The sequence below is a fragment of the Arthrobacter livingstonensis genome (genome assembly GCF_003219815.1).
GTDB lineage: Bacteria > Actinomycetota > Actinomycetes > Actinomycetales > Micrococcaceae > Specibacter > Specibacter livingstonensis.
This window is the reverse complement of sequence record NZ_QJVD01000016.1, coordinates 48,994-63,986: the sequence shown is the minus strand read 5'-3', so window position 1 is coordinate 63,986 and position 14,993 is coordinate 48,994. Positions and strand designations below refer to the sequence as shown.

Sequence of the window (14,993 nt, the reverse complement as noted above, 5' to 3'; positions counted from 1 at the left end):
AACGGGTAGCTTTAAGCAAGAGGGTATGCACCCCGCGTGGCGGATGAAGAATGGATGGCGATGAAGGAAACGTTGCAGCCGGTGCGCACCGGAAAAGGTGCGCCGAGCCGGCAGTACGAGTATTTGATACTGTCGGTACGCCCCGACGAACCCGTCCCCATTGCCTACCAGCGGCTGCGCGAGCATGCCGAGTACGGCAAGTGGGAGCTGGAGCGCACCCGCCTCTACATTGGCGGCAGCCGCAGGTATTGGATGCGGCGCAAGGTGATGCGGGTCGAACGCACGCTGGACGTGTACTGACTACTCTTCGATGGGCCCCAGCCACGCGTTGGCCACGGTGCCGTGGGCGGATTCGTCGTCGGACGGGTGGAACATGCCGGCCAGGACGTCCCGGTACAGCCGGCCGAGCTCACTGCCAGAAAAATAGCTGCCGCCGCCGCTGACCCGGATTGCCGCATCCACCACGGTGCGGGCGGTTTCGGTCGCCCGGACTTTCAGGCCCACCAGTTTCGGGAACCACATGGCGCCGTGGTTAACCAGTGCGTCCACGTCGCCTGCCACGGCGTCCAGCTGCGGGTACAGGCCGTCCATGGCGATGGCGGCGTCGGCCAGGCGCCAGCGGATGTCCGGATCCTGTGAATACGGTTTGCCGGACTTCTTGGACATGCGCCTGTGTACTGTCTCCACGCCAATGTCCAGGGCCCGCTCCCCCAGCCCCGTGTAAACGGCCGCAAGGAGGGTTTCAAAGCAGGCAAAAATGGCGAAGATCAGCGGGTCGGCGTTGGGTCCCACGGGCAGCTTCCGGAACACGCGCCCGGCAGGTGCGACGACGCCGTCGAGCACGGTGGTGTTGGACTGGCTGGCGCGCATGCCCAGCGTGTCCCAGTCGTCCTTGATGGTGTAGCCGGGTGTCTGCCGCGTAATGAAGGCGTGGACCAGCACGGGTTCTTCGCCGGTGGAGTCCTTGCCAAAGATGCCCAGTCGCGTCCAGGCGGGCGAAAGCGAGGTGAAGATCTTGGTGCCCGTGAACGAGTAGCCGCCATCCGCAAGGGGTTTCGCCACGGTGTTGGAATCAAACAACACCGAGTCATTGCCGGCCTCCGAATTGCCGAAGGCAAACACCTCCCCGGCCACCGCCTCCCGAAGCACGTAGTGGAGGGAGTCATCTCCGCGCGCCTGCAGGAGATGGGCGACGCCGGTCCACACCAGGTGCATGTTGACCGCCAGGGCGGTCGCCGGGGCAGCGGTGGCGAGCCTGCGCTGCGCGGCGGCGGCCTGTTGGAGCCCAAAGCCGAGACCGCCGTCGTCCGTGGCCGCAAACATGGCCAGGTAGCCCTGCCCCTTGAGCTCAGCCAGGTCCTCGTGGAAGAACTCGTTGCGTTCGTCGTAGCCCTTGGCGCGGATGCGGAACCGCTCCAGCATTTCGTCCGGCAGCAAGTCCTCGGGTGTCATAATTGTGCCTTCCGTGGTCGAAGGTGGGCCCACGCCGGCCAGGTTGCCGGGAAATCGCGTCAGCGATTTGTCGGCCCGGCCGGTGGGGATTAGTAGTTGGTCAGCAGCCTGTCGAGGACCCGGGCACCGAATTTCAGCGAAGCGGTGGGCACGCGTTCGTCGACGCCGTGGAACATGCCGGTGAAATCCAATTCCGGCGGGAGCTGCAGCGGCGCAAAGCCGTAGCCGGTGATGCCCAGGCGCGAAAGTGACTTGTTGTCGGTACCGCCGGAGAGCGTGTAGGGCAGGACGGTGGCGCCGGGGTCCTCCGCGTGCAGGGAGTCGATCATGGCGTCCACCAGGTTTCCGGCGAACGGGGTTTCCAGGGACACGTCGTCGTGGATGGTGGTGACGTCCACGCCGTCCCCGGCCAGCTCCCGAACCAGCTCCAGGACCCGTTCGTGCTGGCCGGGCAGGGTGCGCACGTCCACCATGGCCTCTGCCGTGGCCGGAATAACGTTGGCCTTGTAGCCTCCGGAAAGGAGCGTGGGATTGGACGTGTTTTGCAAGGTGGCACCGACAAAGCGGGACACCGTGCCCAGCTGGTCCAGCAGGGTTTGCGGGTTTCCTTCGTCAAATTCAACGCCGGTCAGCTCGGAGACGCCCTCAAGGAAGGCGCGGGTGGTGTCCGTGTACTCAATGGGCCATTCGTGCGCACCGATCCGGGTCACTGCACGGGCCAGCCGGGTGACGGCGTTGTCAGTATTAATCTGCGAACCGTGTCCCGCGCGGCCGTGGGCGGTCAGCCGGAGCCAGGCCAGCCCCTTCTCGGCCGTCTGGAGCAGGTAGGCGCGCCTGCCGCCAATGTCCGCGGAGAAGCCGCCCACCTCGGAGATCGCCTCGGTGGCGCCCTCAAAAAGTTCGGGGCGGTTCTCCACCGACCACCGGGCGCCGTATATGCCCCCGGCTTCCTCGTCGGCGAAGAAGGCAAACACGATGTCCCGTTTTGGCTTGCGTCCGTCCCGCGCCATGGAACGCATCACGGAGAGGATCATGGCGTCCATGTCCTTCATGTCGACGGCGCCGCGGCCCCAGATCAGCCCGTCCTTCTCCTCCGCACCGAACGGGTCCACGCTCCATTCGTGCGCCAGGGCAGGCACGACGTCGAGGTGTCCGTGCACCACCAGCGCCGGCAGGGAGGAATCGCTTCCCGCCACCCGGGTGACCACATTGGCGCGGCCCGGATCGGATTCGTAGAGTTCCGGGGACAGCCCCACCTCGGAGATCAGGGCGGCCACGTGTTCGGCCGCCGCACGCTCCCCGGGCCCCTCATTGTTGCCAAAGTTGCTGGTGTCAAAGCGGATAAGATCCTGACAAATGCTTACGACTTCGTCTTCCGGCCGAACGGTGTTCACGCGTGACTCCTTGGGGCTTTTCGGGTGTTCACTTCAGCCTACATCCGTGCCCCAACAGGTCCGTGAACCGGGCCGTGAAAGGTCCGCAAATTACCCGATTGTTGTTTCAGTCAAAAGCTGTGCTATCGTATTTCTCGCTGCTTCGGGGGCGAACGATTAGTCCGTTAGGAAGATCGCTCCTCCCGTAATCACCTTGCGCGGGTGGCGGAATGGCAGACGCGCTAGCTTGAGGTGCTAGTCCTGGAAACGGGGTGGGGGTTCAAGTCCCCCTCCGCGCACACACAGCCCGGAAGATCGTCACTGATCTTCCGGGCCTTTTTTGTGTATGACGCCTCACCCGGCCCCGCACCGCCTAGGACCCGAGGACACCGCCCCAAACGGCCCGCGAGCCGGCCTCACCGGTGACCACCACGTCAGCCGTGGCGCCCGCGCAGACGGCCAACACCGCAACGATGAGGAGCACCGCCGCGGTGCGGCCCCACCCGGTTCCCAAGTGGACGGCGATGCGCTTTTGCATTGACACGCGGTGCCACAGCCAGGCAGCGAGCGACGCCCCCAACAGCGCCCAGGCCCACGGGAGCAGCGTCCTGCCGTCGTTTGCGTGGGCCAAAATGGCGGGGGTGTGCCCCACCCGAAGCAGCAGCCACTCCCCCGCCTGCTGGGTGACAAACACGAGGGCAGGACACACCAACCCCAGCAGTGGAGTGGCCATACCCAGTCGGCGCCTGGCGGTGGGCCACAGCATGGTGGCCGCCGTACACAAAGCAGCAACGGGAAGTGCGACCACCACGGCATGAACGAGGAGTATATGCAGTGGAAGGCCGTTGAATTCATAGTTCATGGAACCGCCCCCTGGCAGTGGAAACTGGTTTATTGGCAATGCAACCCACAGCCGTAAGACGGTCTCCTGCCCTGAGGGGTTCAACGGGCGGCTGCAACGGGCAGAATTCCATCGGGCCGTCAAGGCAGTGAACCAATCGGGCCGGGGCTTCGTAGTATGGGTACACCGCAGCTGCGGCAGAGCCATCCTGGAGCAGAAAGGGGCGCCGTGGAACAGCATGCACGCACCGGCGCGCCGGCACGCGAAGAGGCCATGCGTGCGCTGCACCGCGACTACGCCCCGCAACTGGCGCGCTTCGTTCAGCGCCTGACCAGCGAGGGCACGGTGGCGCAGGACGTGGTGGCTGAGACCCTGCTCCGCGCCTGGGAGAATCCGGAAGTCCTCCAGCGGCCGGAACCCGGGCTGCGCGCCTGGTTGTTCACCGTGGCCCGCAACCTGGTCATTGACGACTGGCGCAGCGCGCGGCACCGCCGCGAGATCGGCACCGACCAACTCCCGGAACAGCCCGGGCCCGACCAGACGGACCGCATCCTCGACGCCTGGCTGGTCGAGGACGCCCTGCTCACGCTGACCCCCGAACACCGCGAGGTCATCCGGCTCGCCTACTTCGACGGCCAGGACACCCGCACCATCGCCGGCGCGCTGGGTGTCCCGGACGGCACCGTCAAATCCCGGCTGCACTACGGCCTGCGGGCCCTGCGGCTGGCCCTCGAGGAAAGGGGCGTGAGCAGCCGGTGACCCCCACCCCGTCCCCCCTTGACCCGCACGCGGACTGGGATGCGGCCTACGTGCTGGGCTCGCTGCCCCCGTCCGAGCGCCACGAGTATGAACAGCACGTGGCCGGCTGCGCCCGGTGCCGCGGCCGCCTCGCCGAGCTCTCCGGCCTCCCGGGCCTGCTGGGCCTTGTTGACGCGGGCGCACTGGATCCCGCCGCGCCACCGCTGAATCCGGCACCTTATGCTGTTTTTGCCCAAAAAGTACGACGCCGGAGGGCCGGTTGGGCGGCCGCCGCAGCTGCCGCTGTGCTTGTTTTGGCAGGCAGCACGGCTGCGGTGACCGCCGGCCTGCTGCCACAGGGACCCCCTTCGTCTGCCCAGACAACGGCCACGCCTGGCACGGCCGGCGTGCAGCTTGCCTTCACCTCGACCGGCCAGCAGCTGCTGGCCGCGCACGGCCAGGCACGGCCGGAACCGTGGGGAACACAGCTGTCGTGGACGTGCAGCTACAGTGCGTCAGGCAGCCGCCCTGGCGAGAACTCCCGTTACAGTCCCACGGCGGCTGCGACGGTGTATGAGCTCGTGGTGGTCACCACGGCGGGCGACCACGTCGTCGTTGCGACGTGGCAGGCTGCACCGGGAAGCACCGTCTCCCCGGTCGCCACCACCACGATTCCGGTGGCGTCGATGAAGGAGCTGCTCATCCAGGAAAATGCTTCCCCCGGCCCGTTGGCCCCGTTGCTGCGCGCGCAACTCTAGCGTCAGGGTTCCAATGGGCCGGTCACTGCGGAGGCGGCCCACTGCCGGGGCCGTCTACGCCGTTGCCTGGCCAAGCCGGTTTTCCGCGGGGGCTACGTCGATTTCATCCACTGAACCGTCCTTTACGGTGGACATCCGAGGCCCTGCCTCGAGGGTGCCTGAACAGTCCTGGATGGGTGCCGCCTTCCACATTATGAGGGTGACTGGCACGGATACGGCGCGAAGCCTGCAACCCCAGTCTCGCCGTCCAGCCAGTCTCGCCGTCCAGCCAGACATGGTGCGCGTGCCGGAGGTGGCTTTTCGCGTTCGGCAGTGCGGTGTCGATGACCTAGTGCGGGCGCGTGGAAAACTCGCCCTGGAGGCCGTCGAGTGCAGTTATGAAGTTGGCCAGGGGGGCATGGTCGTCCTCTTGCGGCGGAGCCGCCGGGGGCAGGGACTTGCCACAGGGTGCCGAAGGGCCGGTTCGCGGAGCCTGGCACCAGGCCCTGACTGAGGAACAGGCCCCCGCCGGCCTTGCCGTCAGTACCCCTGCCCCGATGATCCGCTGGTGGCTGGTGCCGGTGTTGCGGCGACCTTGTTGCCGTCAGGCCCGACGACCCACCAGATTCCACCGTACCCCTGGCCGGCATCCTCGCCCGGCTTGGTGTCGGGCGTGTACGTGTACAGCGGCAATCCGTTCACGGTGACCTGCCTGGTCCCATTGGGCAGCGCGATCGTGGCGACCTTGCCGGTCACACCGTTGACCTGCGGGCTGGCCGTGGGCGAGGTGATGGCGGGCCACAGGGCGATGCAGGGGCCGGTGCAGGCGCTGGTGCCGGCATTGGCGGTGTCCTTGTCAAAGACATAGGCGGTCATCCCCTGCCCGTTCACCACGATGGTGCCCAATGCCGTCTGCCCAGTTTTGAGTGCCACGGACGGTTGGCTGCCGGCAACGGTCGATGAGGCCGGAGGCGCGGTGCCGCCGCTGGAGCATCCCGCCAGGAAGAACGCCCCCAGTGCCGTTGCGGCTGACAGTTTCCAGATTTGCCGTTTCATGATGGTGCGCTCCATTCGCTGCAGGCTCGCGGCATTCAGCTGCCGCATTTCTTGAACGCAGTGGCACCGCCGCTGGTTCAGTGTCCGGCAACTTCCCTCTCCAAAAGCCTCGAATGTGGGCACCGTGGCCCTGGCGGCGGCAGACAAGCCGTCAGCGCGCAGCCGCCATGCCCCGGCGCCCGCCGCGGAAGCCAGGTAGGGCCCGGTCCGCAAAGCTGGCCGCATGGAGGTCCGCAAGCAGGGGGCCCCAGTGGGTCCTTGTTTAAGAGACGGCAGCCGGTGCAAGTTGTGACAACTGGCACCACCTGCGCGCCCCTGCGGGCTTGATGTCCTACTTCGTTGGTTCGGGGGCTCCGACGACGGCGTCAGCCATGGATTCCAGGGACTCCTCGGCAACGGTTACGACACTTTCGCTGCCAGCAGCATGCCTCCCCGCCCCTGCACTGCCTGCACCGGGCTCGGCTGCCGGTTTGGTGTCCACCATGTCGATGGTTCGGCGCAGCGGGATTTCCTTCATGAACAGCACTGCGATCAGTGCCACCACCGTGATGATGGCACTGATCATGAAGATCAGTGCGGCGCCGTCGCCGTAGGCTGCGCGCACAATGACCTTCACGGGCGCCGGCAGGCTGGTCAGGTCCATGGTGGCGCCCGAACCGCCGGCGGGCTTGATGCCGATTTTGGCCAGGCCCTCGTTGATGAGGTTCGCGACGCGGGTACTCATGAGGGCGCCAAGGACTGCCACGCCGGCCGCACCGCCCACGGTGCGGAAGAAGGCGACTGCCCCGGATGCCGAGCCAATGTCCTTAACGGCCACGGTGTTCTGGACTGCAAGGACCAGGTTCTGCATCATCATGCCCAGCCCCAGGCCGAAGATGAATGTGTAGCTGCCGACCAGCGTCAGGTTGGTCTCGTGGCTGATGGTGCCGGTGAAGCCCAATCCGACGATGAGCAGTATGGCCCCACCCACCAGGAACCGCTTCCACTTGCCGTACCGGGTGACCATCTGGCCGGAGAACACGGCGCCGGCCAGGTTGCCCGCGATCATGGGCAGCGTCAGCAGGCCGGCCTCGGTGGGAGTGGCCCCGCGCGCGACCTGATAGTACTGGCCCAGGTAGGTCGAAGCGGCGAACATCGCAATGCCCACGGAGACCGAGGCGATGATGGCCAGGGCAGGGGTCCGCTGGACGATGATCTTCAGCGGGATGATGGGCTGGGAAACCTTGGTTTCTACCCAGATCAGCGCGGCGAGCAGGACGACGGTGCCGCCGACCATGAGGGCGGACTGCACCGAGATCCAGTCATAGTAGCCGGCCTGTCCGGCAAAGGAGACCCAAATCAGGATGAGGCTGACACCGGAGGCGAGCAGCAGCGAACCGACCCAGTCAACCTTGGCGGGGCGGCGGATGTGCTCAATCTTCAGGGTGAACTGCAGGAGCAGCAGGGAGAGCACGGCCAATGGCACGCAGACGAAGAACGTCCAGCGCCAGCCCAGGGGGCTGTCCACAATGTAGCCGCCCAGAAGTGGTCCACCTGCGGTGCCCACGGCCATGACGGCACCCATGTAGCCGGAGTACCGCCCGCGCTCGCGGGGGGCGATGATGGTGCCGATGATCGCCTGGGCCAGGGCGGTCAGCCCGCCCATCGCGATGCCCTGGATGACGCGCGCCGTCAACAGGAACGGGATGGTGGTGGCGAAACCGGCCATGACCGAGCCGCCCACGAAGATGATGATGCTCACCTGGACCAGCAGCTTCTTGTCAAAGAGGTCCGCCAGCTTGCCCCAGATGGGCGTGGTGGCAGCATTGGCCAGCAGGGATGCCGTGATGACCCAGGCAAAGTCCGTCTGCGTGCCGTGGAGCTGGTCCATGATGGTCGGCAGGGCGTTGGCCACGATGGTGGAGGAGAGGATTGCCGTGAAGAACGCGGCCAGCAGGCCTGTCAGTGCCTGAAGGACCTGGCGGTGGGTCATTCCTGCGCTGTTGGTGGCAGAGGCGGGGGTGGCCCGTGCCGCCTTCTCAGGTGGGGCCGGGGTCGATCTGTTTTTCATGGTGCCTATTCGTCTTAGTGCTCAAGGTGGGGGGGTGCGGCGTCGGCGCCCACAGCGGGACGACATTGGAAGTTGCCTTTCACAACTATAAAACCCGGGAATCCTTAGGGCAACTAAATAGTGAGGGGAGATGCGTCACTTAAAAGGCAACGCCCGCCACCGGTGACACTGGTGGCGGGCGGGCACTGCGTCCGGGAGGGCAGCTCAGGCCTGCTTGGTCCCGGCAGCAACGCTGCCGCGGAAGTGCAGCCGGGCGCTGCGGGCATTCCAGGCGGTGAACTCGCTGCCCAGCCAGCCGCCGTCGTCCGCCCTGGTGTCCGCGATGTGCAGGGACACCGTGGCCGGAAGGAACACCGGGGACTCAAAGGTGATGTCCCAGCTGAAGGCGTCCGGCTTGGGCGAACCAATGTCGGAGACAACGCGGGAAGCGGCATACATTCCATGGGCGATTGACCGCCGCCGCCCCAGCGCCTTCGCCGAAAGCACGCTCAGGTGGATCGGGTTGAAGTCGCCGGACACGGCTGCGTAGGCGCGCCCGGTGTCTACGCCCAGCTTCCACTGCGCGGTTGGCCGCGGCGGCGAGAACGTCTCGCGGGGCGCTCCGGCGGGGCGGGCCGCAGGCTTGTCCAGTCCGGGCAGGTAAATGCCCTTGGCCAGGTAAGTTGACACGCCGCGCCAAAGAAGTTCGGTGCCCTCGCTGTTGCGCACCTCCACCACCAGCTGCACCTGCGTGCCTGCCCGGTGGCCCGCCAGGTCCCTGGCCCAGGACCGGATGGTCAGTACGTCCGTAAACAGCACGGGGGCGTAATGGTCCACTTGGTTGCGCAGGTGGATCATCCCCAGCAGCGGCAGCGGAAAGTCCTCCTGGACCATGACGCTCATCGCCACGGGGAACGCCAGGGCGTGGATGTAGCCGGAGGGCAGCACGTCGCGGGCCGGCTTGCCCATCAGGTGCTGGAACTGCGTCAACCTGGCAAGGTCTGCGGTGACGCCGCGGACTTCCAGCGCCCGCGGGGGCAGCGCCACCACGGGTTCGACCCGCTTGATCCGCGCCCGGGCCGCAGTGGCCGCCGCGTTGACATAGAGCTTGGACAGGGACGGCATCTCCGTCAGCACGTGGTCCGCGGTCACTGTCCGACCAGGTTCTGTCCGCACACCCGCAGCACGTTGCCGGTGACGCCGTCCGACGCCTCCGACGCGAAGAAGGCGATGGCCTCGGCGACGTCGCCCGGCTTCCCTCCCTGCTGCAGGCTGTTGAGCCTGCGGGCCACCTCGCGGGTGGCAAACGGGATCTTCGCCGTCATGTCCGTTTCAATGAAGCCCGGTGCCACGGCGTTGACCGTTCCCCCTTTCCCGCTCAGGAGTGGGGCCGTGGCGCGGACCATGCCGATGACGCCTGCCTTGGACGCCGCGTAGTTCGTCTGGCCCCGGTTTCCGGCAATGCCGCTGGTGGAGGAGACACTGATGATCCTTGGATTGTCCGTGAAGTGGCTGCTGGCCAGGAACGCCTGGTTCATGCGCAGCTGGGCGGCGATGTTAACGGCAATTACGGAATCCCAGCGGCCGGGATCCATGTTGGCCAGCAGCTTGTCCCGGGTGATGCCCGCGTTGTGCACCACAATGTCCAGCCGGCCGTGGCGCTGCGCCGCGTGATCCAGGATGCGGGCGCCAGCCTCGGTGACGGTGATGTCCAGCTGGAGCGCCGTCCCGTGGATTTCATTGGCGACGGCGGCCAGGTGGTCCCCCGCCGCCGGCACGTCCACCACCACCACGCGGGCGCCGTCCCGGGCGAGTGTGCGGGCAATGGCGGCGCCAATGCCGCGGGCCGCGCCGGTGACGACGGCCACCCTCCCCTGAAGCGGCTTGTCCCAGTCCTGCTGCACCGCGGTGCCCTCGGCGGCGGCCGTGAGGAACTGTCCGTCCACGAAGGCCGAACGCGCGGAAAGGAAGAAGCGCAATGCGGACAGGGCACTGGGCGCGTTGGCCAAGACGCCGTTGGCCAGGACCACACCGTTGGCGGTGGAGCCGGCCCGAAGTTCCTTCGCGAGCGAGCGCATGATTCCGTCGACGGCGTTGCGGGCGGCTGCCACCTCGGGGGCATCGTCGCTGCGGACCTGCCCGGAGATGCTGATAATCCGTCCATTGCGGTTGAGGTCGCGCAGCGCAGCGCCCACCTCCCGCAGGGGAGCGGAAAGCTGGTCCGGATGAGCCAGTTCGTCCAGCACCAGCACCACGGCGCCGAGTTTCTCCTTGGGTGTGGCGTGGCGGCGCACGTCCTGGCCCCATGAAAGGAGAACCGAAGCAACGGCATCGGACCCTTCGGTGTGGCCGACCACCAGGATGGGACCCTGAACCAGCGGCGCACCCGGGGTGTAACGGCGCAGGACTGCCGGCTGAGGCAGCCCCAGCCGCTTGGCAAGGTCGCGGCCCAGGCCGCGGCTGACAAACTCGGTGTACTTGTCCGGGTGATCGTTCTGCTGTGCAGGTTTCTGTGCAGCCATGCCCTCTACCTTGCTTCCAACAGTGCGACAACGCCCTGGCCGCCGGCCGCGCAGACGGAGATGAGTCCGCGGGCCGGGCGGCCGTCGACCTGGCCGCGCTCGCTGAGCATCTTGGCCAGTGTGGCGACCAGGCGGCCGCCGGTGGCGGCGAACGGGTGGCCGGCCGCAAGTGAGGAGCCGTTGACGTTGAGCCTGCTCCGATCAACCGTGCCGAAGGCGCCGTCAAGACCCAGCCGCGTCTTTCCGAATTCCTCGTCCTCCCACGCGGCCAGGGTGCTCAGGACAGTGCCGGCAAAGGCTTCGTGGATTTCAAGGTAGTCAAGATCGGCCAGTGTCAGCCCGTTGCGTGCCAGGAGGCGCGGAACGGCGAACGCGGGCGCCATGAGGAGCCCGTCCTTGCCGTGGACAAAGTCAACTGCGCCGGCTTCGCCGTCGACCACGTTGGCGAGCATGGGGAGGTCGTGGGCCTGGGCCCAGTCTTCGGAGGCCAGGAGCACCGCCGAGGCGCCGTCCGTGAGGGGGGTCGAGTTGCCGGCGGTCATGGTCGCGGCGTCGCCAAGGTTTTTGCCAAAGACGGGCTTGAGCTTGGCCAGCTTTTCCAGGGTGGAATCGGCGCGAAGGTTGGAATCGCGGGTCAGGCCGCGGTACGGCGTCACGAGGTCATCAAAGAAGTGGCGGTCATAGGCGGCGGCCATGTTCTTGTGGCTGGCCAGCGCCAATTCGTCCTGGGCTTCCCGGCTGATCTTCCACTGCGCAGTGGTCAGGGCCTGATGCTCACCCATGGACAGCCCGGTGCGCGGCTCTCCGGTGGACGGTGCATCCGGGGACAGGTCCTTGGGGCGGATGCGGCCCAGGATCTTTACCTTGTCCGTCAGGGACTTCGCGCGGTTGAGGTCCAGGAGGATGGTCCGCAGGCCCTCGCTGACAGCTATGGGGGCGTCGGAGGCGGAATCGACGCCGCCGGCAATGGCGGAGTTGATCTGGCCGAGCTTGATCTTGTTGGACAGCCCGATCACGGCTTCCATGCCCGTGGCGCACGCCTGCTGGAGGTCGTAGGCAGGGGTGGTGGCCGAAAGCGCCGAGCCAAGCACGGCCTCGCGGGTGAGGTTGAAGTCGCGTGAGTGCTTGAGGACCGCACCGGCGGCGACCTCGCCGATGGCTTCATCCTGCAGGCCAAATCGTGCCACCAGTCCGTCCAGCGCGGCCGTGAGCATGTCCTGGTTGGACGCGTGGGCGTAGGCTCCGCCCGACCGGGCGAAGGGGATGCGGTTTCCGCCGACGATGACCGCCTTGCGGATGCCTCGGTTGGCGGCGGGGCGTGCCGTGTTTTCTGCCGTGGGGGAACTCATGGAGCGGTCTCCTTCGATGTGCCTTGGATTACTGATACCCAGCGTACCTGATACGCTGGGTATCGTGAACATGTTACAGACAGGGCAGGCCATGCCGCCGCCGGCCCCCTCTCCCGACGGCGCCGGCACAACAGTTGACGGGCGCTCGGCGCGGTGGGAAGTGCACCGCGAGGAACGCCGTCGTGAGCTCATCAAGGCAGCCCGCCGGGCCATCCACCAGCTTGGCTTTGACTCGTCCATGGAGGACATTGCGGCCAATGCCGGCACCTCAAAGTCCGTGTTTTACCGCTATTTTGGCGACAAGGCCGGGCTCCAGCAGGCGGTGGGCAAGGTGGTGATCGGCCAGATGCAGGCCACCATCGTGGCGGCCGGGAAGACTGCCAGGACTCCGCGCGAGGGCCTGGTCAACATGGTCACCGCGTACCTGCAGATGGCCGAGACGTCCCCGAACGTCTACACGTTTGTGACGTCACCCTCCGATGCCGGAGCCCTGCCGCAAGGCGAGCTCAGCGGATTCTTTGACGCCGTGACGGCCATGATCTCCGAACCCCTGCGTGACCTGCTGGGCGACGCCGACTCGCCCCTGTTGGGCTACTGGCCGACGGCGGCGATCGGTCTGGTGCGCACCGCGGGGGAATTGTGGCTGAAGACGCCAGCCTCCCGGGCAAAACCAGACCACCGCGCAATGGCTGAACAAATGTCCGACTGGCTTTTCGACGGCGTCGGGCAGCAAGTCTCCCCCGCCCACTCCAACAACTTCAATCAGAAGGAATTCCATGACTGACTTATTGACCCCTGCAGCGAAGGCCTCGGGAGACGACGGTGCGAGCGTTGACGTAGCGGCCCTGGGCCGGGCACTGCTGGGCCGGTGGGCCGATATCCGGCTCCAGGCCCGTGAGCTGGCCGGCATGCCCGAACTGCACAAGGTGGAGGGGCTCACCCACACCGAACACCGAGAACGGGCCTTCAAGCAGCTGGGCATCCTGGTGGAGCAAAACGGCGTGCACCGCGCGTTCCCTTCACGGCTGGGCGGCAGCGACGACCACGGAGGAAACGTTTCCGGCTTTGAGGAACTCGTCACGGCGGACCCGTCGGTACAGATCAAGGCCGGGGTGCAGTGGGGCCTGTTTGGTTCCGCAGTGATGCACCTGGGCTCTCAGGAACACCAGGACAAGTGGCTGCCCGGGATCATGTCGCTGGAGATCCCCGGCTGCTTTGCCATGACGGAAATTGGGCACGGATCCGATGTGGCCTCCATCGCCACGACAGCAACGTACGATCCCGCCACCGAGGAGTTCGTCATCAACACCCCGTTCCGGGCGGCGTGGAAGGAATTCATCGGCAACGCCGCCGTCGACGGCCTGGCCGCAGTGGTGTTTGCCCAGTTGGTCACCCGCGGGGTGAACCACGGCGTGCACGCGTTCTACGTTGAACTTCGCGACCCTGACACCAAGGAGTTCCTGCCGGGCGTTGGCGGCATTGACGACAACATTAAGGGAGGGCTCAACGGCATCGACAACGGCCGCCTGCACTTCGCCAATGTCCGCATCCCGCGCACCAACCTGCTCAACCGCTATGGCGACGTGGCCGTGGATGGCAGCTACTCCTCCCCCATCGCCAGCCCTGGGCGGCGTTTCTTCACGATGTTGGGCACGCTGGTGCAGGGACGCGTATCCCTGGACGGCGCCGCCGTAGCAGCCTCCAAGGTGGCGCTGAAGATCGCCATCCAGTACGCCACGGAACGACGCCAGTTCAACGCGGCTTCCGACACTGAGGAAGTGGTGTTGCTGGACTACCAGCGCCACCAGCGCCGGCTATTGCCCCGCCTGGCCACGACTTACGCCGCTGCGTTTGCCCATGAGCAGCTTTTGCAAAAATTCGATGACGTGTTCTCCGGGGCGCACGACACCGACGAAGACCGCCAGGACCTTGAAACACTGGCTGCCGCGTTTAAGTCGCTGTCCACATGGCATGCGCTGGACACCCTGCAGGAGTGCCGCGAGGCCTGTGGAGGGGCAGGTTTCATGGTGGAGAACCGCTTCACGTCGCTGCGAGCGGATCTGGACGTATACGCAACGTTCGAGGGCGACAACACGGTGCTGCTGCAACTGGTGGCCAAGCGTCTGCTGGCGGACTACTCCAAGGAATTCCGAAACCTGGACTTTGGCGTGCTGGCCCGGTTCGTCGTGGGCCAGGCCGCCGATTTGACCTGGCACCGGACGGGCCTGCGGGCGGTGGCCCAGTTCGTGGCCGACTCCGGCTCGGCACAAAAGTCCGCGAAGGCGCTCAAGGACGAGGACACCCAGCACGAGATGCTGGCGGATCGCGTGCAGACCATGGTGGCGGAGGTCGCCACTGCCCTGAAGGGAGCGGCGAAGATGCCCAAGGAGAAGGGCGCGGAGATCTTCAACGAGCACCAAAATGAGCTGATCGAAACTGCGCGCGCCCACGCTGAATTGTTGCAGTGGGAGGCGTTCACCGCAGCACTGCGCGGGATTACCGACCCGGGCACCCACAAGGTGCTCACGCGCCTGCGTGATCTCTTTGGCCTGACGCTCATCGAGAAGCACCTGGACTGGTACCTCATGAACGGGCGCATCTCGATGCAGCGTGCTCGCACCCTGTCGCCCTACATCAACCGCGTGCTGGCCAAGCTACGCCCGCACGCCTTGGACCTCGTCGACGCTTTTGGGTATGGTCCCGAGCACCTGCGGGCCACCATCGCCACCGGCATTGAGCGTGAGCGCCAGGACGAGGCCCGCGAGTACTACCGGACCCTGCGTGCCAGCAAGGACGCGCCCGTGGACGAAAAAGTCCTGCTGCAGAAAGCCAAAGCGCACGGCAGGAAGTAATTCGAGCGACTGCTCCGCTTTGTGGGGAGATCCGCTTTGTGGGG

At 66.3% G+C, this 14,993-nt stretch carries 12 protein-coding genes, 1 tRNA gene and 1 pseudogene; 6 read left to right on the top strand and 8 right to left on the bottom strand.

Annotated features, from left to right (window positions below; genetic code table 11):
• The first annotated feature begins 60 nt into the window (after positions 1-60).
• Positions 61-300 (top strand): DUF5703 family protein, encoded by a 240-nt coding sequence (locus CVV68_RS14755; protein ID WP_110501824.1) that lies wholly within the window; start codon positions 61-63, stop codon positions 298-300.
• On the opposite strand, the gene CVV68_RS14750 is transcribed toward CVV68_RS14755, so the two are convergent.
• Entirely contained in the window at positions 301-1,452 is a 1,152-nt protein-coding gene (locus CVV68_RS14750) for an acyl-CoA dehydrogenase family protein (RefSeq protein WP_110501760.1), read from the bottom strand. It abuts the gene before it with no gap.
• An 89-nt stretch (positions 1,453-1,541) separates the two neighbouring features.
• Complete coding sequence (locus CVV68_RS14745; RefSeq protein WP_110501759.1) at positions 1,542-2,846, bottom strand: M20/M25/M40 family metallo-hydrolase; 1,305 nt, start codon at positions 2,844-2,846, stop codon at positions 1,542-1,544.
• 195 nt (positions 2,847-3,041) lie between these two features.
• On the opposite strand from CVV68_RS14745, the gene CVV68_RS14740 reads away from it, so the two are divergent.
• Positions 3,042-3,124 (top strand) — tRNA-Leu (locus CVV68_RS14740).
• Positions 3,125-3,198: 74 nt separating this feature from the next.
• Here CVV68_RS14740 and CVV68_RS14735 read toward each other — a convergent pair.
• Positions 3,199-3,687, bottom strand: a complete 489-nt coding sequence (locus CVV68_RS14735; protein ID WP_110501758.1) for a hypothetical protein — start codon at positions 3,685-3,687, stop codon at positions 3,199-3,201.
• 207 nt (positions 3,688-3,894) lie between these two features.
• On the opposite strand from CVV68_RS14735, the gene CVV68_RS14730 reads away from it, so the two are divergent.
• Both CVV68_RS14730 and CVV68_RS14725 read left to right on the top strand, forming a co-directional pair.
• Positions 3,895-4,425, top strand: coding sequence for a sigma-70 family RNA polymerase sigma factor (locus tag CVV68_RS14730; protein WP_281268294.1), 531 nt, complete (start codon positions 3,895-3,897; stop codon positions 4,423-4,425).
• A complete protein-coding gene (locus CVV68_RS14725) occupies positions 4,422-5,162 on the top strand; it encodes a zf-HC2 domain-containing protein (RefSeq protein WP_170133191.1) in 741 nt (246 codons plus the stop codon). The genes CVV68_RS14730 and CVV68_RS14725 overlap by 4 nt, the downstream gene beginning before the upstream one ends.
• Before the next feature lie 519 nt (positions 5,163-5,681).
• Here the strand turns inward: CVV68_RS14725 and CVV68_RS14720 are convergent.
• The 5 genes and pseudogenes from CVV68_RS14720 to CVV68_RS14700 form a co-directional block, all read right to left on the bottom strand.
• Positions 5,682-6,197 (bottom strand): COG4315 family predicted lipoprotein, encoded by a 516-nt coding sequence (locus CVV68_RS14720; protein WP_110501823.1) that lies wholly within the window; start codon positions 6,195-6,197, stop codon positions 5,682-5,684.
• A gap of 483 nt (positions 6,198-6,680) precedes the next feature.
• Positions 6,681-8,169, bottom strand: a pseudogene (locus CVV68_RS14715) (MFS transporter); the annotation flags it as partial.
• Positions 8,170-8,451: 282 nt separating this feature from the next.
• Entirely contained in the window at positions 8,452-9,351 is a 900-nt protein-coding gene (locus CVV68_RS14710) for a MaoC family dehydratase (protein ID WP_110501821.1), read from the bottom strand.
• Positions 9,352-9,374: 23 nt separating this feature from the next.
• Positions 9,375-10,748, bottom strand: coding sequence for a 3-oxoacyl-ACP reductase (locus CVV68_RS14705; RefSeq protein ID WP_110501755.1), 1,374 nt, complete (start codon positions 10,746-10,748; stop codon positions 9,375-9,377).
• Between the two features lie 5 nt (positions 10,749-10,753).
• Positions 10,754-12,097: an acetyl-CoA C-acetyltransferase gene (locus CVV68_RS14700; RefSeq protein ID WP_110501754.1), complete on the bottom strand. Its 1,344-nt coding sequence runs from the start codon at positions 12,095-12,097 to the stop codon at positions 10,754-10,756.
• A gap of 70 nt (positions 12,098-12,167) precedes the next feature.
• On the opposite strand from CVV68_RS14700, the gene CVV68_RS14695 reads away from it, so the two are divergent.
• Positions 12,168-12,881 (top strand): TetR/AcrR family transcriptional regulator, encoded by a 714-nt coding sequence (locus tag CVV68_RS14695; protein ID WP_245933562.1) that lies wholly within the window; start codon positions 12,168-12,170, stop codon positions 12,879-12,881.
• On the top strand, positions 12,874-14,949 hold the full coding sequence (locus CVV68_RS14690) for an acyl-CoA dehydrogenase family protein (RefSeq protein WP_110501752.1): 2,076 nt from the start codon (positions 12,874-12,876) through the stop codon (positions 14,947-14,949). The genes CVV68_RS14695 and CVV68_RS14690 overlap by 8 nt, the downstream gene beginning before the upstream one ends.
• Positions 14,950-14,993 lie beyond the last annotated feature (44 nt).